Origin of the sequence: Phenylobacterium sp. (genome assembly GCF_036563385.1) — a bacterium.
Classification (GTDB): Bacteria; Pseudomonadota; Alphaproteobacteria; order Caulobacterales; family Caulobacteraceae; genus Phenylobacterium.
The window spans coordinates 13,857-37,638 of sequence record NZ_DATCML010000019.1 but is presented as its reverse complement, the minus strand read 5'-3'; the positions used below and the strand labels follow the sequence as shown (position 1 = coordinate 37,638).

General features: G+C 71.7%; 18 protein-coding genes and 1 tRNA gene. 12 read left to right on the top strand and 7 right to left on the bottom strand.

Annotated elements, in window-relative coordinates; genetic code table 11:
• The first annotated feature begins 55 nt into the window (after positions 1 to 55).
• Positions 56 to 274 carry a hypothetical protein gene (locus tag VIL67_RS19325; RefSeq protein WP_332050558.1) on the top strand — a complete coding sequence of 73 codons (219 nt, stop codon included), beginning with the start codon at positions 56 to 58 and terminating at the stop codon, positions 272 to 274.
• Here the strand turns inward: VIL67_RS19325 and cueR are convergent.
• Positions 237 to 668 carry a Cu(I)-responsive transcriptional regulator gene (gene cueR, locus VIL67_RS19320; RefSeq protein WP_332050557.1) on the bottom strand — a complete coding sequence of 144 codons (432 nt, stop codon included), beginning with the start codon at positions 666 to 668 and terminating at the stop codon, positions 237 to 239. The two genes, VIL67_RS19325 and cueR, sit on opposite strands and share 38 nt — an antisense overlap.
• An 11-nt stretch (positions 669 to 679) precedes the next feature.
• Complete coding sequence (locus tag VIL67_RS19315) at positions 680 to 3,085, bottom strand: heavy metal translocating P-type ATPase (protein WP_332050556.1); 2,406 nt, start codon at positions 3,083 to 3,085, stop codon at positions 680 to 682.
• Between the two features lie 178 nt (positions 3,086 to 3,263).
• Between VIL67_RS19315 and VIL67_RS19310 the strand changes: the two genes are divergently transcribed.
• From VIL67_RS19310 to VIL67_RS19280, 7 genes are all read left to right on the top strand, one after another.
• Positions 3,264 to 4,982, top strand: coding sequence for a copper resistance system multicopper oxidase (locus VIL67_RS19310; RefSeq protein WP_332050555.1), 1,719 nt, complete (start codon positions 3,264 to 3,266; stop codon positions 4,980 to 4,982).
• Complete coding sequence (locus VIL67_RS19305) at positions 4,979 to 6,097, top strand: copper resistance protein B (protein WP_332050554.1); 1,119 nt, start codon at positions 4,979 to 4,981, stop codon at positions 6,095 to 6,097. Before VIL67_RS19310 ends, VIL67_RS19305 begins: the two co-directional genes overlap by 4 nt.
• Before the next feature lie 55 nt (positions 6,098 to 6,152).
• Positions 6,153 to 6,896: an SDR family NAD(P)-dependent oxidoreductase gene (locus VIL67_RS19300; protein ID WP_332050553.1), complete on the top strand. Its 744-nt coding sequence runs from the start codon at positions 6,153 to 6,155 to the stop codon at positions 6,894 to 6,896.
• 83 nt (positions 6,897 to 6,979) lie between these two features.
• Positions 6,980 to 8,230, top strand: a complete 1,251-nt coding sequence (locus tag VIL67_RS19295) for an acetyl-CoA C-acetyltransferase (protein ID WP_332050552.1) — start codon at positions 6,980 to 6,982, stop codon at positions 8,228 to 8,230.
• 79 nt (positions 8,231 to 8,309) lie between these two features.
• Positions 8,310 to 9,077: a ZIP family metal transporter gene (locus VIL67_RS19290; protein ID WP_332050551.1), complete on the top strand. Its 768-nt coding sequence runs from the start codon at positions 8,310 to 8,312 to the stop codon at positions 9,075 to 9,077.
• Positions 9,078 to 9,184: 107 nt separating this feature from the next.
• Positions 9,185 to 9,655 (top strand): helix-turn-helix domain-containing protein, encoded by a 471-nt coding sequence (locus VIL67_RS19285; RefSeq protein WP_332050550.1) that lies wholly within the window; start codon positions 9,185 to 9,187, stop codon positions 9,653 to 9,655.
• Positions 9,656 to 9,706: 51 nt separating this feature from the next.
• A tRNA-Leu gene (locus tag VIL67_RS19280) sits at positions 9,707 to 9,791 on the top strand.
• An 11-nt stretch (positions 9,792 to 9,802) separates the two neighbouring features.
• Here VIL67_RS19280 and purU read toward each other — a convergent pair.
• Together purU and VIL67_RS19270 are read right to left on the bottom strand one after the other, a co-directional pair.
• Positions 9,803 to 10,648, bottom strand: coding sequence for a formyltetrahydrofolate deformylase (gene purU / locus VIL67_RS19275; RefSeq protein WP_332050549.1), 846 nt, complete (start codon positions 10,646 to 10,648; stop codon positions 9,803 to 9,805).
• Positions 10,645 to 11,094 (bottom strand): type II 3-dehydroquinate dehydratase, encoded by a 450-nt coding sequence (locus VIL67_RS19270; RefSeq protein ID WP_332050548.1) that lies wholly within the window; start codon positions 11,092 to 11,094, stop codon positions 10,645 to 10,647. The genes purU and VIL67_RS19270 overlap by 4 nt, the downstream gene beginning before the upstream one ends.
• 102 nt (positions 11,095 to 11,196) lie before the next feature.
• Here VIL67_RS19270 and VIL67_RS19265 point away from each other — a divergent pair, with 102 nt between their 5' ends.
• The gene (locus tag VIL67_RS19265) at positions 11,197 to 12,027 is read left to right on the top strand and encodes a transglutaminase family protein (protein WP_332050547.1); all 831 of its coding nucleotides are present in this window, start codon (positions 11,197 to 11,199) and stop codon (positions 12,025 to 12,027) included.
• Between the two features lie 18 nt (positions 12,028 to 12,045).
• Here VIL67_RS19265 and VIL67_RS19260 read toward each other — a convergent pair whose 3' ends face one another.
• Positions 12,046 to 13,947, bottom strand: coding sequence for a TonB-dependent receptor domain-containing protein (locus VIL67_RS19260; RefSeq protein WP_332050546.1), 1,902 nt, complete (start codon positions 13,945 to 13,947; stop codon positions 12,046 to 12,048).
• 105 nt (positions 13,948 to 14,052) lie between these two features.
• Here VIL67_RS19260 and VIL67_RS19255 point away from each other — a divergent pair, with 105 nt between their 5' ends.
• Both VIL67_RS19255 and VIL67_RS19250 read left to right on the top strand, forming a co-directional pair.
• Positions 14,053 to 16,146 (top strand): winged helix-turn-helix domain-containing protein, encoded by a 2,094-nt coding sequence (locus tag VIL67_RS19255; RefSeq protein ID WP_332050545.1) that lies wholly within the window; start codon positions 14,053 to 14,055, stop codon positions 16,144 to 16,146.
• A gap of 158 nt (positions 16,147 to 16,304) precedes the next feature.
• Positions 16,305 to 18,305, top strand: coding sequence for a redoxin domain-containing protein (locus VIL67_RS19250; RefSeq protein ID WP_332050544.1), 2,001 nt, complete (start codon positions 16,305 to 16,307; stop codon positions 18,303 to 18,305).
• A 225-nt stretch (positions 18,306 to 18,530) separates the two neighbouring features.
• Here VIL67_RS19250 and scpA read toward each other — a convergent pair whose 3' ends face one another.
• Both scpA and VIL67_RS19240 read right to left on the bottom strand, forming a co-directional pair.
• Complete coding sequence (gene scpA / locus VIL67_RS19245) at positions 18,531 to 20,693, bottom strand: methylmalonyl-CoA mutase (protein ID WP_332050543.1); 2,163 nt, start codon at positions 20,691 to 20,693, stop codon at positions 18,531 to 18,533.
• Between the two features lie 177 nt (positions 20,694 to 20,870).
• Positions 20,871 to 22,274 carry a methylmalonyl-CoA mutase family protein gene (locus VIL67_RS19240; RefSeq protein WP_332050542.1) on the bottom strand — a complete coding sequence of 468 codons (1,404 nt, stop codon included), beginning with the start codon at positions 22,272 to 22,274 and terminating at the stop codon, positions 20,871 to 20,873.
• Between the two features lie 109 nt (positions 22,275 to 22,383).
• On the opposite strand from VIL67_RS19240, the gene VIL67_RS19235 reads away from it, so the two are divergent.
• A complete protein-coding gene (locus VIL67_RS19235; protein ID WP_332050541.1) occupies positions 22,384 to 23,682 on the top strand; it encodes a mechanosensitive ion channel in 1,299 nt (432 codons plus the stop codon).
• The last annotated feature ends 100 nt before the right edge of the window (positions 23,683 to 23,782 follow it).

Below are 23,782 nucleotides of genomic sequence, written 5' to 3'. Positions count from 1 at the left end.
CCACTTTAGGTTGCCGGCGCGCACGCGGCGGGCGAGTCTCGGCTATAGCCCGCGCGTGAGCGATGGAGATCCGGAACCCCTCTGCCCCGAGGCCCTGCGGCACGTGCGCGAGCTGGTGCTGGAGAACGGCGGGGCCACCGAGGAGGAGGCGGCCGTCCTGCTCCGCGCGGTGGAGCGCCTGAAGGCGATCCAGGCCGAACGGGGCGCCGAGGCGGCCGAGGCCGCGGCGCTGGTGCTCAGGCGCGTCTGGGGCGGTGGGCCGGCGGATCGCTAGGGGCCGAGCCTTCCGTCAGGTCGGCCAGGATCGGGCAGTCGGGCCGGTCGTCGCCCGCGCAGCAATGCGACAGATGGCGCAGGGTCTCGGCCATGGCCTGCATTTCCGCGATGCGCGCGTCGAGGTCGGCGATGTGCTTGTCGGCGATGGCCTTGACCTCCCGGCTCGGGCGGCCCCGGTCGCGCCAGAGCGACAGCAGGCGGGTGATCTCCTCCATGGAGAAGCCGAGGCTGCGGGCGCGGCGGATGAACTTCAGCTCGTTGATCTGCCGATCGTCGTATTCCCGGTAGTTCGACTCCGTGCGCGCGGAGGGCCGCACGAGACCGATCTCGTCGTAGTAGCGGATCATCTTGGCGGTGACGCCGCTGGCGCGCGCGGCCTGGCCGATGTTCATGGGCGATCCTCCTACAGCCGCACGCCGCGCAGGCGAAGGGCGTTGCCGATGACGCTGACGCTGGAGAGCGCCATGGCCGCGGCGGCCACGGGCGGCGACAGCATCCAGCCGAAGAGCGGATAGAGCAGGCCGGCCGCGATCGGCACGCCGGCGGCGTTGTAGACGAAGGCGAAGAACAGGTTCTGCCGGATGTTGCGCATCACCGCGCGCGACAGCCGCCGGGCCCGCACGATGCCCTGCAGGTCGCCGTGCAGCAGGGTGACGCCGGCGCTCTCGATCGCCACGTCGGCGCCCGCCCCCATGGCGATGCCCACGTCGGCCGCGGCGAGCGCCGGGGCGTCGTTGACCCCGTCGCCCGCCATGCCCACCCGGCGGCCGGCGGCGCGAAGCGCCTGGACCACGGCCGCCTTGTCCTGCGGCAGGACCTCGGCCTCGACCTCGTCGATGCCCAGCGTGCGCGCCACCGCCAGCGCCGTCGTGCGGTTGTCACCGGTCATCATCACCAGGCGCACGCCCCCGGCCTTCAGCGCGCGGACGGCCTCGGCGGTGGTGGCCTTCACCGGGTCGGCGAGGCCGAGCACGGCTGCGGCCCGACCGTCCACCGCCATGAAGATGGCGGTCGCCCCCTGGGCGCGGAGGGCCTCGGCCTGCCCCTCCAGCCCGCTGCCGTCGACCCCCAGTTCCTGCAGGAACCTGCCCGAGCCCAGGACGACGCGACGCCCGTCCACCTCCCCCATGACGCCCTTTCCGACCGGAGAGTCGAAGGCCTTGGGTTCGGAGAGCGCGAGGCCGCGTTCGGCGGCGGCGCGCACGATGGCGTCGGCCAGCGGATGCTCGCTGCCGCGCTCCAGGCTGGCGGCGAGCCGCAGCGCCTCGGTCTCGCCGAAGCCCGCGACCGTGCTGATGGCTGTCACCGCCGGGCGTCCTTCGGTGAGGGTGCCGGTCTTGTCGACCACCAGGGTGTCGAGGGTCTCGAAGCGCTCCAGGGCCTCGGCGTTCTTGATCAGCACGCCCGCCTGCGCCCCGCGCCCCACCCCGACCATGATCGAGATCGGCGTGGCCAGCCCCAGGGCGCAGGGACAGGCGATGATCAGCACCGAGACCGCCGCCACCAGGCCGGTGGCGTACGGCGACTCGGCGCCGAACAGCGCCCAGCCGGCGAATGCCAGCAGCGCCACGCCGATCACCGCGGGTGTGAACCAGCCGGACACCTGGTCGGCCAGGCGCTGGATCGGCGCCCGGCTGCGCTGCGCCTGGGCGACCATCTGGACGATCTGCGACAGCAGGCTGTCGGCGCCCACCTTCTCGGCGCGCATGACGAAGGAGCCGGTCTTGTTGATCGCCCCGCCGACCACCTTGTCGCCAGGCGACTTGGTGATCGGCATGGACTCCCCGGTGACCATGGACTCGTCGATCGCGACCCGGCCTTCCAGCACCTCGCCGTCCACCGGGACCTTCTCGCCGGGCCGAACCCGCAGGCGGTCGCCGACCGCGATCCGGTCGAGCGTGACCTCCTCGTCGGCGCCGTCCTGGCGCACCCGCCGGGCCGTCTTCGGGGCGAGGTCCAGCAGCGCCTTGATGGCGCCTGACGTCTGCTCTCGGGCGCGCAGCTCCAGCAGCTGACCCAGCAGCACCAGGACGGTGATCACCGCGGCGGCCTCGAAATAGATGGCCACCGTGCCGTCATGCCGCCGGAAGGCGTCCGGAAAGGCGCCCGGCGCGAGGGTCGCCGCGACGCTGTAGAGCCAGGCGACCCCGGTGCCCATGGCGATCAGGGTGAACATGTTGAGTTTGCGGGTGACGAGAGAGCGCCAACCGCGCTCAAAGAACGGCCAGCCGCTCCACAGCACCACGGGCGTGGCCAGGAGGAGCTGGAGCCAGTTCGAGGCCTGCCCGCCCAGCCGCATCGTCAGGCCGGTGAGGTGGCCGCCCATCTCCAGCGCGAAGACAGGCGCGGCGAGCGCCAGGCCGACCCAGAACCGGCGCGTGAAGTCGACCAGCTCGGGATTGGGCCCGCTCTCGGCGCTGACCAGCTCGGGCTCCAGCGCCATGCCGCAGATCGGGCAGGAGCCGGGACCGACCTGCCGCACCTCCGGGTGCATCGGGCAGGTGTAGACGGTTCCGGCCGGCGCGGGCGCAGCCTTCGCCGGCTCGGGGGAGAGGTAGCGCTGCGGGTCGGCAACGAACTTCGTCCGGCAGCCGGCGGAGCAGAAATAATACGGCTGGCCCTGGTGCTCGGCGCGATGCGCGGCCGTCGCCGGGTCTACGGACATGCCGCAGACCGGGTCCTTCACGGCATGCGCGGGCGCGGCGGCGTGGTCATGGCCGTGATCGTGGCCGTGGGCGTGGCCGTGGCCGTGGTGGCGGTGCGCGTCGTGGCCGACGTGATCGCTGGGGGCGCAGCAGGTCTTGGACATGGTCGGTCTCCACCTCTTCGGTGAGGCCGCATTCAGATGGACCTTCCCATGATGGGAGGGTCAAGGGGCCGGTGAAGAGATCGCCGCGCTCAGGAGATCGGCGGCAATGCGCGCTTGACCTTCCCACGGTGGGAAGCCCTATCAGCCGCCCTCCAGTTCAGGAGTCCCGCGACCGGCCATGGCCGACCTTCCGAAATCCCCCGACCGGCGCCGCCTGCTGACCGGCGCCGCGGCGCTTGGGGCCGCCAGCCTGCTGCCCGGCTGGGCGCGCAGCCAGACGCCGGGCCTGGCGGCTCGTCCCGATGCTTTGCAGGGCGAAGACATCCGCCTGTCCATCGGCCACGCCGCCGCGATGATCGACGGCCGCCGCAGCCACGCCGTGGCGATCAACGGCACGGTCCCAGGCCCGCTGATCCGGCTGAAGGAAGGCCAGAACGTCCGCCTGCACGTGACCAATCGCCTGCACGACGAGGACACCTCGATCCACTGGCATGGCCTGCTGCTGCCGTTCCAGATGGACGGGGTGCCGGGGGTCAGCTTCCCCGGCATCCGGCCGGGCGAGACCTTCACCTACGAATTCCCGATCAAGCACGCCGGCACCTACTGGTACCACTCGCACTCGGGCATGCAGGAGATGATGGGCCACTATGCGCCCATCGTGATCGACCCGGCCGGCGCCGAGCCCGCCCCCTACGACCGCGAGCACGTGATCGTGCTGTCCGACCACAGCTTCCTGCACCCCCACCAGCTGATGGTGCGGCTGAAGCAGCAGCCGGGGTTCTTCAACCGCCAGAAGCAGACGGTGGCGGGCCTGCTGGCCGGCAAGGACCAGCCGCTGAAGGACCGGATGGCCTGGGCCAGGATGCGGATGGACCCCACCGACATCGCCGATGTCACGGGCGACACCTTCCACTACCTGATCAACGGCCACGGCCCGAAGAGCAACTGGACGGCCCTGTTCCGGCCGGGCGAACGGGTGCGCCTGCGCATCGTGAACGCCGCGGGCATGACCATGTTCAACGTGCGCATCCCCGGCCTGAAGATGACCGTCGTCCAGGCTGACGGCATGCCAGTGCGGCCGGTGGAGGTCGACGAGTTCCAGATCGCCAACGCCGAGACCTACGACGTCATCGTCCAGCCGGGCGAGGATCGGGCCTATACCTTCGTGGCCGAGTCCGCCGACCGCTCCGGCTTGGCCCGCGCCACGCTGGCGCCGCGGGCTGGCATGGTCGCCGAGGTCCCGCCGCTGCGCGAGCGGCCGCTGCTGACCATGAAGGACATGGGCATGGGCGCCATGGACCATGGCGGGCACGGCGCCCACCAGATGGACCACGGCTCCATGGGCATGCGCGACCCCGCGAACGCCCCGCAGGTGGCGCTGACGCCGGGCGTGCAGATGATCTCGCCGATGCCCGTCGACCGGGTGGCCGACCGTCCGACCGGCCTGGAAGGCGTCCCGCACAAGGTGCTCACCTACGCCGACCTGGTTTCGCCGACGCCCAACCCTGACGTCCGCGCGCCGTCACGCAGCCTGGAGATCCACCTGACCGGCAACATGGAGCGGTTCATCTGGGGCTTCGACGGCAAGACCTACGCCGAGGACAGCACGCCGATCCCCTTCCGGCTGAACGAGAAGGTCCGCGTGACCCTGGTGAACGACACCATGATGGCCCACCCCATCCACCTGCACGGCCACTTCATGAGCCTGGTGAACGGCCACGGCGCGCACCAGCCGTTGAAGCACACCATCAACGTCCTGCCGGGCGGCAAGGCGAGTTTCGACCTTGTGGCCGACGCGCCCGGCGACTGGGCCTTCCACTGCCACATGCAGCTGCACATGCACGCCGGCATGTTCCGGGTGGTGACCGTGCGTCCCGTGGAAGGGGCCGCCGCATGAGGCGCCTTCTGATGCTCGGGGCCGCCCCGCTGGCCCTGGCCGGTCCGGCGCTCGCCCAGGACCCGCACGCCCACCATCACCCGCCGGCCGCTGCGCCCGTGGCCGCCGATCCGCACGCAGGCCACCACATGCCCGCCGCACCGGCCGATCCGCACGCGGGCCGCCACAAGCCCGCCGCGCCCGCCGATCCGCACGCGGGCCACCACATGCCCGCCGCGCCGGCCGATCCGCACGCGGGTCATGACATGCCGGCCGCGCCCGCGGATCCGCAGGCGGGCCACCAGATGCCCGCCGCGCCCGCCGATCCGCACGCCGGCCACCACATGCCTGCCGCGCCGGCAGACCCGCATGCGGGGCACGCCGCCCCGGCCTCGCCAGTGGGCGCGGAGCCCGCGCCGCCGCCGCCCGCGGACCACGCCGCCGAGCGCTACTTCCCGGCCGCCGACATGGCCCGAGCCCGCACCCTGCTGCGCCACGAGCACGGCGCCGTGCGCTGGTCCAAGGTGATGGCCGAAACCTTCGAGCTGCGGCCCTCCGCGGACGGCGACCAGTTCGCCTGGGAAGGCGCCGCATCCCACGGCGACGACATCCACCGGCTGCTGCTGAAGACCGAGGGGGAGCTGGACGGCGGCGACCTCCACGAGGCGGAGGTGCAGGGGCTCTACGCACGCGCCATCGGCCCCTACTTCAACCTGAACGCCGGCGTTCGGCAGGACATCGAGCCGCGGCCGCGACGGACCTACCTCACCGTCGGCCTGGACGGTCTCGCCCCCTACTGGTTCGAGCTGGAGGGCGCGCTGTTCCTGTCGAACAAGGGGGACGTCTCCGCGCGGCTGGAGGGCTCCTACGACCTGCGCCTGACCCAGGCGCTGATCCTGGAGCCCCGGGCCGAGGCGAACCTGGCGGCCAGCGCGGACCGCGCGATCGGGGAGGGCGCGGGCCTGCGCGACATCGAGCTCGGCCTTCGCCTCCGCTACGAGATCCGCCAGACCTTCGCGCCCTATGTGGGGGTCCACTGGCGGCGCAAGTTCGGCGACACGGCGGACGACGCCCGGGCGGAAGGGGAGGCGGTGGAGGACACGCGCGCCGTGGTCGGGGTCCGCGCCTTCTTCTGAGCCGCTTGGCTTACGTCGCGGCGCGCTCGGAAGCTCCGGCCAAAGGGAGCGCGCCATGACCGACAACCTCTTCGACCTCTCCGGCAAGGTGGCCCTGGTCACCGGCGGCAGCCGGGGGCTCGGCCTGCAGATGGTCCGCGCCTTCGCGCGGCACGGCGCGGACGTGATCATCGCCAGCCGCAAGCTCGAGGCCTGCGAGGCGGCCGCCCAGGAGGTGCGGGCCATGGGCCGCCGCGCCCTGGCGGTCTCGGCACATGCGGGCAAGTGGGACCAGGTGGAGGGCCTGGTCGAGCGGTCCTACGCCGAGTTCGGCCGCATCGACATCCTGGTGAACAACGCCGGCATGTCCCCGTCGGTCCCCAGCCACGAGGTCAGCGAGGCGCTGTTCGACAGCGTGGTCAGCCTGAACTTCAAGGGCCCCTTCCGCCTGGCGAGCCTGGTGGCGCACCGCATGGCGCAAGGCGAGGGCGGGGTGATCCTCAACGTCTCCTCGTCGGGGGCGCTCGTGCCCCTGCCGGGCGCCGTGCCCTATTCGGGCGCCAAGGCGGCGCTGAACGCCATGACGGTGTCGCTGGCCCACGAGTACGGCCCCAAGGTGCGGGTGAACACCCTCTCCGCCGGCCCCTTCCTCACCGACATCGCCAAGGCCTGGCCCGAAGAGGCCCGCGAGCGGGCGAACAACGCACTCGGACGTCCCGGACGCCCGGAGGAGGTGGTGACCACCGCCCTCTACCTGGCCAGCCCCGCCTCCTCCTTCACCACCGGCGCGATCGTGCGCGTGGACGGCGGCATGCGCTGACGGGCGAAACGCCCGCTGGACTGACGTGGCGTCGGGCAGGCAGCGTGGCGCCCACAATCCTGCATCTTTCGAGGACCTCGCCTATGCCCGAAGCCCTGATCATCGACGCCGCCCGCACGCCCCGCGGCATCGGCAAGGTCGGCAAGGGGGCGCTCGCCGACCATCACCCGCAGCACCTGGCGGCCACGGTCCTGGCGGCGATCGCCGAGCGCAACCAGCTGAAGACCGAGGAGGTGGACGACATCATCTGGGGGACCTCGTCGCAGCGCGGCAAGCAGGGCGGCGACATGGGCCGGATGGCGGCGCTCGACGCCGGCTATGACGTCCGCGCCTCCGGTGTGACCCTGGACCGCTTCTGCGGCTCGGGCATCACCGCGGTGAACCTGGCGGCGGCGCAGATCATGTCGGGCATGGAAGACCTGGTGATCGCCGGCGGCGCCGAGATGATGAGCTACACCGCCGCCACCGCCAGCCCGACGGGCCCTGACGGCGGCCCGGCCCTGATCGACAGCGGCAACACCCGCCTGCGCGCCAAGCACCCGCAATCCCACCAGGGCGTCTGCGCGGACGCCATCGCCACCCTGGAAGGCATCAGCCGCGAAGCCCTGGACGAGCTGGCCTACGTCAGCCAGCAGCGGGCCGACCAGGCGATCCGAGAAGGCCGCTTCGACCGCTCGGTGGTGCCGGTGTACCGGGAGGACGGCTCGGTGGCGCTGGACCGCGAGGAATTCCCGCGGCCGCAGACCACACGTGAAGGTCTCGCGGCGCTGAAGCCGTCGTTCGAAGCGATGGCGAACGTGCCGCTGGACAACCACGGCACCACGCTCGCTGGCCTGATCAACCGGGTCTATCCGGACCTCAAGATCCAGCACTTCCACCATGCCGGGAACTCCTCGGGCGTGGTCGACGGCGCCGCGGCCGTGCTGCTGGCCTCGCCGGAGTACGCGGCCAGGAACGGGCTCAAGCCGCGCGCCCGCGTGGTCGCCATGGCCAATGTGGGCGACAGCCCGACGCTGATGCTCAATGCCCCGGTCCCCGCCGCCAAGAAGGTGCTGAAGAAGGCGGGCCTCACCCCCGACGACATCGACCTTTGGGAGATCAACGAGGCCTTCGCCGTGGTCGCCGAGAAGTTCATCCGCGACCTCAACCTCGACCGCGAGAAGGTCAATGTGAACGGCGGGGCCATGGCGCTCGGCCACCCGATCGGCGCCACCGGGTCCATCCTGATCGGCACCATCGTCGACGAGCTGGAGCGCCGCGACCTGAAGCGCGGCCTGGTGACCATGTGCGCCGCCGGCGGCATGGCTCCGGCGATCATCGTCGAACGGGTCTGAGCCAGGCGCGGCGGAACCTCCCGCCGCCGCGCGCGTCCCTGAGGCCGGACCCACTGCAGGGCCGCCTCAGGGAGACCGCGTGAACCTTATCGCAACCGGCGTGCTGGCCAGCCTAGCCGCAGGAGTGGCCACCGGAGTCGGCGCCTTGCCGCTGCTGATGGTCCGCAAGCTTTCGGACCAGGCGCAGAATGCATTCCTCGGCTTCGCCGCCGGCGTCATGCTGGCCGCAGCCTTCTTCTCGCTGATCATTCCAGCCCTGGATGCGGCCGAGCTTAACACCGGCAGCGAGGTTCGGGCCGCGCTGGTGGTCGTGGTGGCGGTGCTTCTCGGCGCCGCGGCGCTTCACGTGCTGAACGCGCTCGCTCCGCACGAGCACTTCCTCGCCGGCCACCACGGAGCGGTTGCGCCCGGCCTCAGCCGGGTCTGGCTGTTCGTGATCGCCATCACCTTGCACAACATCCCGGAGGGCCTGGCGGTCGGCGTCAGCTATGGCGTCGGGCCGGAGAAGGGCGGGCCGGTGGCCCTGGGCATCGGCCTGCAGAACATGCCCGAAGGGCTCGCCGTCGCGGCTTCGCTGGCCGCATTCTATCGGCGCAGCGTCGCCGTAGGCCTCGCCCTGGCTACTGGACTGGTGGAGCCCGTCGCCGCTGCCGTGGGATTGGCTGCCGTCTCGGTGGCCACGGGCCTGCTGCCCTGGGGTCTCGGCTTCGCCGCCGGCGCCATGATCTGGGTGGTCAGCTCGGAGATCATCCCGGAGACCCACCGCGATAATCGCCAGGGCCTCAGCACGGCGGCCCTGATGGTCGGCCTCGTGGCGATGATGTTTCTGGACGTGGTGTTCGGCTGAGCGTCGCACCCTGTGTCGGGGGAAAGTCGCTACCCTGACGTGGCCGTGTCGTGTTCAACTCGCCGCGGTTGACCACGTGCTCGCGTGTCGATCGGAAGGGAGCCGACATGCTGGTTCAGAAACTCCGGGTGCAACGCGGCTGGTCTCAGGAGCAGCTCGCCGAGCTGGCCGGGATCAGCGTGCGCACGGTGCAGCGCATCGAGCGCGGGCGCCGCGCCAATCCCGAGTCGCTCAAGGCGCTCGGGGCTGTCTTCGAGATCGACTTCTCTCGACTTCAGGAGACCGCGATGTCCGATCCCAAATCCGCCGACCTGCCCACCGAAGAAGCCCTGGCGCTCGCCCGGGTGCGCAAGGTCAAGGAGTTCTGGGTCCACCTGATCCAGTTCGTCGTGCTGATGCCGATGTTCGTGATCGGCAACCTGCTGACCACCCCCGACCAGCTCTGGTGCCTGTGGGTCCTGCTCGCCTGGGGTCCCGCCGTGGGCCTGCACGCGCTGGCGGTCTTCAACAGGATCTCTTTCCTCGACGGGGCCTGGGAGCGCCGCGAGGTGGAGAAGCTGCTCGGGCGGCGCCTCTAGGCGCCCCGCGCCTCGACGGCCGGGGGCTTTGCCGGTAACCCTCAGGCCGCCGGGGACATGGCGAAACTGGTAGACGCAAGCGACTTAAAATCGCTCGGAGCAATCCGTCCGGGTTCGACCCCCGGTGTCCCCACCAACTGGCCGTCTCTAGTCCGTGAAGACCACCGTCTTGCGGCCGTTCAGCAGGACGCGGTCCTCGAGGGTCCAGCGAACGGCGCGGGCGAGCACGCGGCGCTCGATGTCCCGGCCCTTGCGGACCAGGGCGGCGGGGGTGTCGCGGTGGCTGATCCGCTCCACGTCCTGTTCGATGATCGGGCCTTCATCGAGGTCGGCGGTGACGAAGTGGGCCGTGGCGCCGATCAGCTTCACGCCGCGGGCGTGGGCCTGGTGGTAGGGCCGCGCGCCCTTGAAACCGGGCAGGAACGAGTGGTGGATGTTGATGCAGCGGCCTTCCAGCCTGGCCGACAGCCCGTCCGACAGCACCTGCATGTAGCGGGCGAGGATCACGAGGTCGGTCCGGGTCTCCTGGATCAGCGCCCAGAGCTGGGCTTCCTGCGCAGCCTTGGTGTCCGGCGTCACCGGCAGGTGGTGGAAGGCGATGCCCTTCAGGTCGGTGTGCGGGAAGGTGGCGGCCGGATGGTTCGAAACCACGGCGGAGATGTCCATGGGCAGCTCGCCCTGCCGCCAGCGCCAGATCAGGTCGGCCAGGCAGTGGTCGGTCTGCGAGGCGAGGATCATCACCCGCCGCTTCTGCGCGGGATCGCGCAGGGTCCAGTCCATGGACAGCTGGGCCGCCAGCTCGCCGAAGGCGCCGCGCAAGGCCTCCAGCTCGTCGCCCGCCGCCAGGTCGAACACCACGCGCATGAAGAACCGGCCGGTCTCGGCGTCGTCGTATTGCTGGGCGTCGACGATGTTGGCGCCGCGCTCGTAGAGCAGCGCCGCGACCCGGGCGACGATCCCCGTGCGGTCCGGGCAGGAGAGGGTGAGGATCATCGCGCCGCCAGACGCCGCGCGACGTACTCCACAGCCAGTTCGTAGCCCGCGACGCCCAGGCCCGCGATCACGCCGGTGGCCGCCGCGCTCATCAGGCTGTCGGCGCGCCAGCGGGCCTCGGTCTCCGCCCGCTTGTGAATGTTCGAGATGTGCACCTCGACCACCGGGCATTCGCACATCTTCAGCGCGTCGAGCACCGGCACGGAATTGTAGCTCAGCCCCGCCGGGTTGATCACCACGCCGGCGGACTGGCGCGCCTCCTGGATCCAGTCGACCATCTCGTACTCGCGGTTGGTCTGCCGGAACTCAAGCTCGAAGCCCTCGCGCTCGGCGATCTGGCGGCAGCGGGCCTCCACGTCGGCCAGGGTGTCGCGACCGTAGATCTCCGGCTCGCGCAGGCCGAGCAGGTTCAGGTTCGGTCCGTTGAGGACATAGACGCGGGCCATCTGGGGCTCCCTCCGAAGCGCGGCACGGATAGCCGATCCTTCGGCCAAGTCACAGCCCCGCTCGCGTGGACGGGGCGGCGGAATCGCCTGAACAGTTCAAGGATGCCGGTCGTCTCGATCCGCCACCGCACCGCCTACCGCTATCGCCGCCCCGTGGCGTTCGGCGAGCACAGGATGATGTTCCGTCCTCTGGACGGCCCGGACCAGCGGGTGATCTCCGCCGCCCTCGACATCACGCCCGAGCCGCACGCCGTCGAGCACGTGCAGGACGCCTATGGCGCACAGGTGGGCGTGGCGCAGTTCGGCGCGCTGTCCGACGAGCTGGTGTTCGAGAGCCGGGTGCTGGTGGACCATCGGCCGCAGCCGGTCTCCAAGCTGATCTCCGACGCCATCGTCGACCCGGCGGCCCGGCGCGTGGAAGGCGCCGCCGCCCAGTGGGCGAGCCGCTTCCTCAGCCGCAAGGGCCGGCCCCTGCTGCTGCCGGTGCTCACCGAGATGAGCCAGGCCATTCGCCGCGACTTCGCCTATGGCGTGCGGCTCGATGGCGGTCCCCGCACGCCCGACGAGACGCTGGAGGCCAAGGGCGGCAGCTGCCGCGACTTCGCCGTCCTGATGATGGCGGCGGTGCGCAGCCTGGGCGTCCCCGCGCGCTTCGTGTCCGGCTACCTCTACAGCGCCGCGGCCCGCGAGCCGGCCGCGGCCGGCCATACCCACGCCTGGGTCCGGGCCCACGTGCCCGGCTGCGGCTGGGTCGACCTCGACCCGACCAACGGGACAGTGGGCGCCGCCGACCTGATCCGCGTGGCGGTGGTCGCCAATCCGCTGCACGCCTTGCCGCTGCAGGGCGCGTGGTCAGGGGACCCCGCCGATTACCTGGGCATGGACGTCGAGGTGGAGGTGGGCGCCGCCGCGGCCGAGGCGGTCGCGGCCTAGGCTGTCGGTGGCGGCGCCCTAGCCGCCGAAAGTCACGCTGAACAGCGCCCGCACGGTCCGCCCGGCGATCGGCCACAGGGTGGTCGACGGCGAGGCCCAATAGCCCTCCGTCCCGGTCACGTTGGAGGCGAGCACACGGAACTGCGCCGGCCGCTCGCCCAGCGTGAAGCGCCGTCGGGCGCCGAGGTTCAGCTGGGTCACGTCCGGCGTCCGGAAGGTGTTCTGGGTGTCGGCCCACCGGGCGCTGTACCAGCTGAGCTGGGCGTCCAGGCTCCAGCCGTCGCCCACCTGCCGCTCCACGCTGGCGTTGACGACCACGTCGGACAGGCCGGCGGCCCGCGGCCCCACGACGCCGGCGTCCACCAGCGGCCCGCTGACCTTCGGCTGGAAGGCGACCGCGCCCATCACCACGCTGGTCTTCTCGTCGACCTGGCCGGCCAGGGACGCCTCCACGCCGCGGTGCGCCACCCGGCCCACCAGCCCGAACGAGCCGTCGGCCCGGAAGCCCATCGTCGGCTTGGAGACGTCGAAGACCGCCCCGATGAAGGTCAGTTGCGGGGTCACCGCCTGGCGCACCCCCAGCTCGAACTGCTCGGCCTCCACGGGCGAGAGCACCTCGTTGCGGTTGGTGGCGGTGTTGGGCGCCAGGCCGTTCTCTTCCAGCCCCGTCACCCAGCTGCCGAACAGGCTGGTCCGCGCGGTCGGGCTCCACACCACCGAGGCGTTCCACAGGGTCGTCTCGTCCTTGCCGCGGGTGTCCCCGCCGGCCAGCGTGCGCACCTGCTTGTCGTAGCGCGTCCGGTGGGCCCCCAGCCGCAGCTGCAGCCGGTCCGCCCAGGCGAGCCCGTAGCCCACCGAGGCGGTCACCTGCTCGACGGTGTCGAGGCCGCGCGCTCCGGCCCAGACCGGCTCGGCGCCCTGCGGCGTCTCGTCCTCGAACCGGAAGGCGCCCAGCGTCACGGGCACGGTGGTGGCCAGGTCGACCTCGCTGCGTCGGCCGCGCAGGGACGCGCTCACCAGGTGGCTCAGCGATCCGGTCGTGAACACCCGGCTCAGCTTCACCTCGCCGGAGTCCGAGACGTTGGTCTTGCCCGGACTGAGGAACAGGACCGCCGAGGCCTGGCCCAGATCATCGACGCTCACCAGGGTGAAGTCCTGCCGGTCGGCGTCGTAGATCGAGCGGAACGCCGATGCCCCCAGCGACCAACCGCCCGCCTCGGCCGCGTAGAGGACGCCGAAGTTGGTGTTGGTCGCCGCGACCCTGGCCCACTCGGGCGAGTAGTTGCGGAACGGCTCGGCGGCGGGGGGCACGCGCGGCTCTGCGGCCTTCATCCCGTAGTCCCCGTCATAGGCGCGGTCGTAGAACGAGGCGAAGGCGCGCAGCGTCTGGTTCTCCGAGATGCGCCAGCGCCCCACCAGCCCGGCGTCGACCGCCTTGCCCTGCGTCCCCGCCCCCCAGTTGGCCTGGGGCCGCCAGACCACGCCGCCGGCCACGCCGACCTCGCCGCCCTCGCTCGACCACGAGCCGTTGGCCTCCAGCGTCTGGGTGCCATAGTCGCGGAAGCCGCCGCCCACCGTCAGGCTGTTGCGCGGGCCAGGCTCCCGCAGCCGGTAGGTCACCACGCCCGAGGGCGCGGGATAGGCCAGCCGGGCGGCGTTCACCCCCACCCGCACGCCCACGCCGGCCAGCACCGGATCGTTCAGCGGCGCGGCCCGCGCGAAGTAGGCGTCGTCGATCCGGTAGGCCCCCGACGACTGCAGGTCGAAGCCGCGCACCTGGCCCTCGGAGTAGAGGCCCAGTTGCTCGATCCCCACCCGCTCGCCGAAGGCGTCGGCAGCGGACCGCACGGCGCTCTCCTGCGCCAGGACGGGCGTGCCCGTGAAAACCGTGATCAGAAGCGCGGCCCTGAAGTGTGACATCTCTGTAATCCCCGCCGAACTCGGCTGTTCAGACGGGGCGATCTGTCGGAAATTGGCGCGGGGACGGCGCGGCAGCGGGCGTGATTTATTCGTAATGGTTTCGCGATGAACGAGCACGTGGCGCTCTGGCCGGGGCTGAACCTGGCCCGCGAGCTGCCCTTCACCCTCGCCGGCGCCCAGGTGCGCCCCGCCGCCCTGGAGGTCGAGACCGCCGGCGCGGTGGTCCAGCTCGAGCCGCGGGTCATGAAGGTGCTGGTCGCCCTGCATCGCGCCCGGGGCCAGCCGGTCAGCCGCGACGAGCTGATCGACCTGTGCTGGAACGGCCGGATCGTCACCGAGGGTGCGCTGAACCGCTGCGTGGCCCAGCTGCGCAAGGCGCTGCAGTCCGAGCCGCGCATCCGCCTCGACACCATCCCCACCGTTGGCTACCGCCTGCAGGCGCTGCCGGAGGCCCGCCGGGCGCTGCCCGTGGCGGCCGAGCCGGCCCCGCAGCCCGCGGCGCCCGCCCCGTCGGCGCGGCGGCCGGCCCACCGGGTGGTGCTGGGCCTGCTGGCCGGCGTTGCGGCGGCCTCCGCCGGCCTGTGGCTCGCCCTGCCGCGGCCGGTGAGCTGGAGCGCCCAGGGCTATCATCCGCTCACCGCCGAGCAGGGGCTGGAGACCCACCCGGCCCTGTCGCCCACCGGCGAGCAGATCGTCTACAGTCAGCGCCCCGACCTCTCCGCCCGGCGCGACCTCTACATCCGCAGCGTCGAGCAGGGCACGCCGGTGCGCATCACCAGCCACCCGGACGACGACATCAGCGCCGTGTGGTCGCCTCGCGGGGATCGCCTCGCCTTCATCCGGACGCCGCCGAGCGGCGCCTGCACCGTGATGATCGTCCCAGTGCCGGTCGGCCCGGAGCGCGCGGTCGCGCCCTGCCAGCAGGCCACCTATACGCGGGTCAGCTGGATCGATGACCAGACCCTGGTGATCGGCGACCGCCCGTCGCCCGCCGATCTGTGGCGCCTGCGGGCCATCGACGTGCGCACCGGCGCGGCTCGCGACCTCACCAGCCCGGACGCCGGCACCCTGGGCGACTCCGATCCCGCCGCCTCGCCCGACGGCCGCTACGTGGTGTTCCGGCGCAGCCTGATGCACGGCGCCGACGACCTCTTCCTGAAGGACCTGCGCACCGGCCGCGAGCGGGCCCTGACCACCGACGGCTGGAAGGCGGCGGGCTACGTCTGGTCGGCCGACAGCCGGCACATCTTCTATTCGTCCAACCGCGGCGGCGAGTTCGGCCTGTGGACTGTCGACATCCGCACCGGCCAGCCGCCGGAGCGGATCAGCCTTGGCCTCGGCCAGATCACCTTCAGCCGGCTGTCCATCGACCGCCGGAACCGGCTGGCGGTGGAGGCCCCGCGCGGCCGCACCAACATCGCCTGGCTCGAGCCCGGCGGGCGGCTCACCCCGGTCACCACCGAAGCCGGCCTCGACTGGGACCCGGAAGCGGCCGCCGACGGGACCGTCGCCTACGTCTCCAGCCGCAACGGCGCGCCCGAGCTTTGGGTCACCCGGCCCGACGGCCAGTCGGTGCGGCTGACCTCCATCGTCGGCAGCTACCTGACCGCGCCCTCCTGGTCGCCGGACGGCCAGAGCCTGGCCTTCGTCGCCGTGAAGGGCCGCCGGTCGGACCTCTACACGGTCGCCCGTGACGGCTCGGCCCTGCGCAGCCTGACGTGGGACGGCGTCGACAAGCTGGAGCCGGTGTGGGGCCCGGGCGGCGACCGCATCTATTACCTGCAGCGCACCGCGACCGGTTTCCAGCTGATGGAGCGGCTCCTCGCCGGCGACGGCCGCCCGCGCCCCGTGCCCGGCGGCGCCGGCTGGCGCAACCTGCGCGCCGGACCCGACGGACGGCTGTTCGGCCTGCGGACGCCGGGCGGTCAGGTGGAGGCGCTGACGGGCGCCGCACCGGCGGTTCGGGCGCCAATCGGCGACGCCTGGACGGTCGGCCGCGACGGGATCTACGTCCTGACGGCACGGCGCGACCAGCCCCCCGGCGTCTGGCTGCACCCCTGGTCGGGCCCGGCCCGAAAGCTCGCCGACGTGCCCACCTCCGCCGGCTACATCGGCGTCTCGCCCGACGGGCGCGTCCTCGTCGCCCAGAACCTGGACGACCAGGTCGACCTCGGCCTCGTCGAGCTGAGCCGGCAGTAGGCCCGGCGCCGTGGGGCAGGGGAGCAGGCTTTGACGGGCCTGCGACTCGCTTGGCCGCGCCGTGGCGGAAATTTTGGTGTAACAAGCATACCGGACATTCAGTCCGGCGGAGGCGGCCGAAGAGTCGCGCCCGCCGCCATTTTGAGGGAACGACAGTGATGATCCGCGCGGCTTTCGGCGTCCTTGGCCTGCTGGCCACCACCGCAGTCCTGGCGAGCTGCACCACCGACAACGCCACGACATCGAGCGCCCTGGCCGCCAACGCGCTGGACAACGCCGCCTCGGTTGCGGAGGCCGCCCCGGCCCGCGTCGACAACTTCATGCTCGTCGACCAGAACCTCGAGGCGCACGAGCTCTACCGTCTGGCCGACGCCAAGGCGGTGGTGATCGTCTCCCACGCGGCCGGCGACCCCGAGATCCGCCGGCTGGCGCCGCAGCTGGCCGCCCTGCGCGATCGCTACGCGGCCCAGGGCGTCGAGCTGCTGCTGCTGAATTCCAACCTCAAGGACACCCGCGAGGCGCTGGTCGCCCAGGACCTGCGGCTGCCGGTGCTGATGGACGCGCACCAACTGGTGGGCGAACAGCTGGGCGTCACCCGCTCGGCCGAGCTCTACATCGTCGACCCGAAGACCTGGACCGTGGCCTACCGCGGCGCGGCCGCCGACGCGGAGCCCGCGCTGAAGGCGGTGCTGGCCGGCCAGGCGCCGCCGGCCGCCGGCGCCACCAAGGGCCTCGCCATCGCCTTCCCCGAGCGCGCCCGCCAGGCCCAGTTCGCCAAGATCTCCTACGCCCGCGACGTGGCCCCGATCCTCGAGCGCAACTGCGTGGGCTGCCACTCGGAAGGCGGGATCGGCCCGTTCGCCATGAGCAACTACGACATGGTGAAGGGCTTCGCCCCGATGATCCGCGAAGTGATCCGCACCGATCGGATGCCGCCCTACAACGCCGATCCGCACGTCGGGAAGTTCTCGGATTCCAAGAACATGACCGCCGCCGAGATCAAGACCCTCGTCCACTGGATCGAGGCCGGCGCGCCGCGCGGGGACGGCCCGGATCCCCTGGGCGCCAAGAAGATCGTCGCCGCCGAGTGGCCGCTGGGCAAGCCGGACCTGATCCTCGACATCCCGGCCTACAAGGTGCCCGCCTCCGGCATCGTCGACTACCAGCGCCCCTTCAGCGCCAACCCGCTGACCGAGGGCAAGTGGATCCGCGCCACCACCGTCAAGCCGGGCGACCGGCGGGCCGTGCACCACGTCCTGACCGGCTGGATGAAGGAGGCCCCCAAGAACGGCGTGTCGTCCGAGACCAACTGGCGCGGCTCGGTGGGCGGCTATGCGGTGGGCGCGGAGTCCAACGTGTTCGGCGGCGACGTGGGCACCTTCCTGCCAGCCGGCGGCGCCGTGGGCTACCAGATGCACTACACGCCCTACGGCAAGGAGACGGTCGATAAGTCGCAGATCGGCGTCTACTTCCGGAAGGACCAGCCCAAGTACATCATGCGCAGCGTGGTGGTGATCGACACCAGCATCGAGATCCAGCCGAACAGCGCCCGCCACAAGGAAGTGGCCTACGTCGAGTTCCCGAAGGACGCGCTGCTCTACTCGGCCTTCCCGCACGCCCACTACCGGGCCTATTCCTCGGATCTGTGGCTGCAGACGCCGGACGGCAAGAAGACCCTGCTGCTCAGCCTGCCGCGCTACGACTTCAACTGGCAGCGGAGCTACAATTTCGCCGAGCCGGTGAAGATCCCGGCCGGCTCCAAGCTGATCGCCCACTACGTCTATGACAACTCCAAGCGGAACCCGGCGAACCCCGATCCGACCATCAAGGTCACCTGGGGCGAGCAGAGCCACGAGGAGATGCTGTTCACCTCGGTGAGCTTCCGGTGGCTCGACGAGACCGCCGAGAAGCAGATCGACAACGACGCCCGCTTCGCCGAGACCCGGCTCTTCGGGATGATGGACGACAACCTCGACGGTCGCCTGCAGAAGGCCGAGATGCGCGGCCAGATGGGCAGGATGATCGGCCCGTTCTTCGAACGGATCGACACCTCCAAGGACGGCAACATCGACAAGGCCGAGATGAAGGCCGCCTCCGCCCTGCTCCCCCGCCGCCGCCCGTCCAACGATGGCCCCAACGAGAACACCCCGCTGGGCTAGGGCAAGCTTGAACCCTCCGCCTTTCCCTCTCCCGCTCGCGGGAGAGGGCAGGGTGAGGGCGGCGCCCGCCGGGCCGCCTGCGCTCCCGTTGGACCCGAACGCGACCGGTTCCAACCTCCTGCCACGACCTGAACCCTGCGCCGCCCTCACCCGGCCTCTCCCGCAAGCGGGAGAGGGGGAGCTCGCCGCGCCGCCGTCTCCTCTCCCGCTCGCGGGAGAGGAGGATTACTGCGCCGCCTGCTCCTGGGCGTAGCCGAGCAGCTCGTTCAGCCGCTCCAGCACCGTCACGGCCGCCTCCGGCACCACGGTGCCGGGCGTGAACACCGCCGCCACGCCCATGTCCTCCAGCGCCTTGAAGTCCTCCGGCGGGATCACGCCCCCCACCACCACCAGGATGTCGGGCCGGCCGAGCTTCGCCAGCTCGACCTTCAGCTCGGGCACCAGGGTCAGGTGGCCGGCCGCCAGCGAGCTTGCGCCCACCACATGGACGCCGTCCTGCACCGCCTGGGCGGCGGTCTCGGCCGGCGTCTGGAAGAGGTCGCCGATGTCCACCTCGAAGCCGAGGTCCGCGAAGCCCGAGGCGATCACCTTCTGGCCGCGGTCGTGCCCGTCCTGGCCCATCTTGGCGACCAGGATGCGCGGCTTGCGGCCGTCGGCCTGGCGGAAGCTCTCCACCATCGCCTTGGCCCGCTGGGCGGCCGGCGTTTCGCCGGACTCGCGCAGGTAGACGCCCTTCACCGCGTCGGCCTGGGCCTTGTGCCGGTTGAAGACCTTCTCCAGCGCATCCGAGATCTCGCCCACCGTGGCCTTGGCCCGGGCGGCGTTCACCGACAGCTCCAGCAGGTTGGCCCCGCCGGCCGCGCCGTTGGTCAGGGCCTCGAGCGCCTGGCGCACCGCCTCCGGATCGCGCTCGGCCCGCAGGCGCTGCAGCTTCTCCAGCTGGCGCTCGCGCACGGCGGTGTTGTCCACTTTCAGCACCGGGATCTCGTCGGCCGTCTCGGGCCGGTAGCGGTTCACCCCGACAACCGACTGCAGGCCGGAGTCGATCCGCGCCTGCGTGCGGGCCGAGGCCTCCTCGATGCGGCGCTTGGGCAGGCCGTCCTCGATCGCCTTGGTCATGCCGCCCAGGGCCTCGACCTCGGCGATGTGGGCCAGGGCGCGCTCGGCGAGGTCGGCGGTCAGCCGCTCCACGTAGTAGCTGCCGCCCCAGGGGTCGATCACCCGGGTCTGGCCGCTCTCCAGCTGGATGAACAGCTGGGTGTTGCGCGCGATCCGGGCCGAGAAGTCGGTGGGCAGGGCCAGGGCCTCGTCGAGGCTGTTGGTGTGCAGGCTCTGGGTCTGGCCGCCCGTCGCCGCCAGCGCCTCGACCACCGTGCGGGGCACGTTGTTGAACACGTCGTGCGCGGCCAGCGACCAGCCCGAGGTCTGGGTGTGGGCCCGCAGCGAGAGCGAGCGGGAGTCCTTCGGGTCGAAGTTCTCCTTCATCAGCCTGGCCCACAGCAGCCGCCCCGCGCGCTGCTTGGCGATCTCCATGAAGACGTTCATGCCGGCGTTCCAGAAGAACGACAGGCGGGGCGCGAACTGGTCCACGGTCATGCCCGCGGCGACCCCGGCGCGCACGTATTCGATCCCGTCGGCCAGGGTGTAGGCCAGCTCCAGGTCGAGCGTCGCTCCGGCTTCCTGGATGTGGTAGCCGCTGATCGAGATCGAGTTGAACCTCGGCATCTCCGCGCTGGTGTAGGCGAAGATGTCCGAGATGATCCGCATCGAGGGCGCCGGCGGATAGATGTAGGTGTTCCGGACCAGGAACTCCTTCAGGATGTCGTTCTGGATCGTCCCCGACAGCGCCTTGTGCGCCACGCCCTGTTCTTCGCCGGCCACGATGTACAGCGCCAGGATCGGCAGCACCGCGCCGTTCATGGTCATCGAGACGCTCATCTTGTCGAGCGGGATGCCGTCGAACAGCGTGCGCATGTCGAGGATCGAGTCGATGGCCACGCCGGCCATGCCCACGTCGCCCTTCACCCGCGGATGGTCGCTGTCGTAGCCGCGGTGGGTGGCCAGGTCGAAGGCCACCGACAGGCCCATCTGCCCGGCCGCCAGGTTGCGCCGGTAGAAGGCGTTGGAGTCCTCGGCCGTGGAGAAGCCCGCGTACTGGCGGATCGTCCACGGGTTGGTGAGGTACATGGTGGGGTAGGGGCCGCGCAGGAACGGCGCGAGGCCCGGATAGCCGCCGACGACGTCCAGGCCGGCGGCGTCCTGCGGGCCATAGGCCGCCTTCACCGCGATGCCCTCGGGCGTGGCCCAGGGGTCGCCGGCAGGCGCAGCGCTGGCCGGCAGGTCGGCGTCGAACGGCAGGGTCGCGAAATCGGGGAAGCTTGCGCTCATCTCAGTAACCCCGCTCATCCCCGCGAAGGCGGGGACCCAGGTGTTTTTGTTCGGACATCGGTTCGGCGCCCGCCTCTGCCCCAGGTTGGCGGAAAAAGCCTGGGTTCCCGCTTCCGCGGGAATGAGCGGGAGAGATGCGCTCTTCGCGTTGCAGATACGAGCGAAGCAGGTCGCAGATCATGCCTCGAACGCCTCCGCCAGACGGATCGGGGCCAGCGGCGGGCAGCGCCCGTCCGGGCCCGGAAGCTGCGGGGAGGGGGCCTCCACCGGTTTCGGCTCGGCCTGCTCCACCTCCACCGCGCTCTCCTTGTCCGGCGGGAAGGCGTTGACGCCCACCAGCTTCGGCGCCGGACGCGCGGCGCGGGCCGCCGCAACCTCCTCGGCCACCAGGCCGGAGCTCAGCGCCGCGGCCAGGCCGCCGGCCGCCTCGATGGCCTGCAGCTTGGCCCACGCCGCGCGGGCGATCTGGTCGGTTAGGGCCTCGATGTAGCCGGAGCCCGCGCCCGGGTCGGCCACGCGGCCCACGTGCGCCTCCTCCATCAGCACCAGCTGGGTGTTGCGGCTCTGGCGGCGCGCAAAGGCGGTGGGCAGGCCGATGGCGTCGGTGAAGGCGCCCAGCACGATGGCGTCCGCGCCGCCCACCGCCGCGCCGAAGCCGGCCGCGGTCAGCCGGATCATGTTGGTCCAGGCGTCGCGGACGGCCAGCATGCGCCGCGAGGACCGCGCCTCGATCCGCGCCTGCGGATCGGCGCCCGAAGCCTGCGCGATCCGGGCGAAGACGGCGCGGGCGGCGCGCAGCTTGGCGATGGTCACGAAATGGTCGGCGTCGGCCGACAGGCCAAGGGTGATGCGGGCGAAGGCCTCGGCGACCGGCAGGCCGGCGCGCGCCAGGGCCTTGGCGTAGGCGATGGCGGCGGTGGCGGCGACGGCCACCTCCAGCGCCTCGCCGCCGCCCGCCTCGTGGGCGCCCCGGCCCGAGGCCAGGAAAAGCTGCGCCTGCGGATAGGTCTCGGCCAGCCGCGCGCCCACGGTGGCCGCGGCGATCAGGTGGCTCTCGATCGGCCCGGGGCTCGCGCCCGCCTCGGCGAAGGCCGACAGCGGGTCCATGTGCAAGCGCAGCTTGGCGCCGGGCGATGCCTTGGCGACCGTCCCCAGCCAGTCGGCGGCCTTGGGCCCCAGGAAGCCGGCGTCCAGGGCCACGGGGGCGAGCTCCAGGATCACGCCGTCGAGCACGCGGGCCAGCCCGTCGGCCGAGCCCACCGCTACCCCGTTGCGGCCAGCGGGATCGATCCGCACCGCCACCGAAGCGGCGCCGCCTTCCAGGTCGGCCAGAATCTCGGCGTTGGCGCGGCCGGCGTCCGGATGGGCCACCAGGGTCCGCAGGTCCCAGGCCCGCGCCGCGTCGAACGGCCGGGCCGGAAAGGCCGCCGGCGCTTCGGCCTGGGGATAGAGCGGCGCGATCGGCAGCCCCTCGGCGGTGGTCTTCTCCAGGCTGGAGAACGGCGCCTCGCCCAGCGTCTTGGCGACCAGGGCGCGCCAGGCGTCCTCCGTGGCGGGCGGGAAAAGGCTTGCGTCGGCCATCGGGGCAGATGGGCCGGAAGGCCGTGGGCCGTCAAGTTCACCTAAGGGCGCCGTGGCGAACGGAATCGCCTTCTAAAAGTTAAGCTTCTGGGACGCTCCGAGGATCGCCATGCCCACGTTGGATTACACCTACTTCCGCAACCTGGCCTGGAACTGGGGCCCGGCTCTGCTGGCCGCCATCGCCGTGCTGGTGGTCTCCCACTTCATCGCCAAGGGCGTGCAGTGGGGCGTGGCCCGTCTGATCGACCGTGCGCCGGGCATGAAGAAGCACAACGAGGGCGCGGCGCCGAAGGAGACCACCGGCTACCAGCTTGGCCAGCTCGGCTACTGGCTGGTGCTGCTGGTGGGCGTGGTGGGCGCGCTCTCCATCCTCGGCATGGACGACATCATCCTGCCGCTGAACGGCCTGCTGACCGAGGTCATGGCCTTCCTGCCGAACCTGATCGGCGCCGTGGTGATCTTCGTGGTCGGCGTGGTCGTGGCCACCCTGGCCCGGCGGGTGGTGGAAGCCGCCCTGAACGTGGCCCACGTGGACAGCTGGCTGGACCGCGCAGGGCTCGCCAGGCTCACCGGCGCGTCCGGCCTGGCGCGCACCTTCGGCACGCTCGTCTATGTGCTGATCATCATTCCGGTGACCATCGCGGCCCTGCAGCAGCTGGGGGTGCGGGCGATCTCCGAGCCGGCGGTGGCGGTGCTCGCCACGGTCCTCGACGCCCTGCCGCGGCTCATCGCGGCGGCCATCGTGCTGGCCATCGCCTTCCTGATCGGCCGCTGGGTGGCGGGCCTGATCGAGCAGGTGCTGCCCTCCTTCGGTTTTGACCGCAGCCTGCAGGCGCTGGGCATCGGCGGGCCCTCGGCGGCCGACCCCGCCGACACCCCCGAGGCCCCGCCCCCGGGCGGGATCACGCCTTCCAAGGTGGTGGCGCGCCTGGCCCTCGTGGCGATCATGCTGTTCTCCGCCGTCGAGGCGGCCCGCCTGCTGGCCTTCGCCGCGGTGGCGGTGATGCTCACCGAGGTGCTGGAGCTCGCTGGCCACGTGCTGTTCGGCGGGGTGATCATCACCGTCGGCGTGCTGATCGGCAACTTCCTGGCCAACCTGCTCGACCGCTCCACCAACGGCGCGGACCACTTCGCCTCGACCATCGTGCGTTGGGCGACCATCGCGCTGGCCACTGCCATGGGCCTGCAGTTCATGGGCATCGCCGACGAGATCGTGATCCTGGCCTTCGGCCTGGTGCTCGGCTCGGCGGCCGTGGCCGCGGCCCTGGCCTTCGGCATCGGCGGCCGCGACACCGCCGGGCGCCTGCTGGACAAATGGACCCGGCAGGTGGAGGACCGGCCCAGCCGCCCGCCGCCGCCGGTCCGCAGGCCGCAGGTGCGGCCGCCGCCGCGCACGCCGAAGATCTGACTTGCCGGACGCCGCGGCAGGCTGAGGAGGCTTGCGGGTTCGCGCTGGTTGCCTGTACGCTGTAAATCAAATCCGCCAGCCTCCGCCAGAAGGACCCGCC

Coding starts and splice junctions, on each gene's coding strand:
- VIL67_RS19260 (WP_332050546.1), bottom strand. CDS start 13,947: ATGTCACACTTCAGGGCCGCGCTTCTGATCACGGTTTTCACGGGCACG.
- VIL67_RS19240 (WP_332050542.1), bottom strand. CDS start 22,274: ATGGCCGACGCAAGCCTTTTCCCGCCCGCCACGGAGGACGCCTGGCGC.
- VIL67_RS19270 (WP_332050548.1), bottom strand. CDS start 11,094: ATGGCCCGCGTCTATGTCCTCAACGGACCGAACCTGAACCTGCTCGGC.
- VIL67_RS19300 (WP_332050553.1), top strand. CDS start 6,153: ATGACCGACAACCTCTTCGACCTCTCCGGCAAGGTGGCCCTGGTCACC.
- VIL67_RS19285 (WP_332050550.1), top strand. CDS start 9,185: ATGCTGGTTCAGAAACTCCGGGTGCAACGCGGCTGGTCTCAGGAGCAG.
- VIL67_RS19265 (WP_332050547.1), top strand. CDS start 11,197: ATGCCGGTCGTCTCGATCCGCCACCGCACCGCCTACCGCTATCGCCGC.
- VIL67_RS19305 (WP_332050554.1), top strand. CDS start 4,979: ATGAGGCGCCTTCTGATGCTCGGGGCCGCCCCGCTGGCCCTGGCCGGT.
- VIL67_RS19250 (WP_332050544.1), top strand. CDS start 16,305: ATGATCCGCGCGGCTTTCGGCGTCCTTGGCCTGCTGGCCACCACCGCA.
- VIL67_RS19255 (WP_332050545.1), top strand. CDS start 14,053: ATGAACGAGCACGTGGCGCTCTGGCCGGGGCTGAACCTGGCCCGCGAG.
- VIL67_RS19235 (WP_332050541.1), top strand. CDS start 22,384: ATGCCCACGTTGGATTACACCTACTTCCGCAACCTGGCCTGGAACTGG.
- VIL67_RS19310 (WP_332050555.1), top strand. CDS start 3,264: ATGGCCGACCTTCCGAAATCCCCCGACCGGCGCCGCCTGCTGACCGGC.
- cueR (WP_332050557.1), bottom strand. CDS start 668: ATGAACATCGGCCAGGCCGCGCGCGCCAGCGGCGTCACCGCCAAGATG.
- scpA (WP_332050543.1), bottom strand. CDS start 20,693: ATGAGCGCAAGCTTCCCCGATTTCGCGACCCTGCCGTTCGACGCCGAC.
- purU (WP_332050549.1), bottom strand. CDS start 10,648: ATGATCCTCACCCTCTCCTGCCCGGACCGCACGGGGATCGTCGCCCGG.
- VIL67_RS19315 (WP_332050556.1), bottom strand. CDS start 3,085: ATGTCCAAGACCTGCTGCGCCCCCAGCGATCACGTCGGCCACGACGCG.
- VIL67_RS19295 (WP_332050552.1), top strand. CDS start 6,980: ATGCCCGAAGCCCTGATCATCGACGCCGCCCGCACGCCCCGCGGCATC.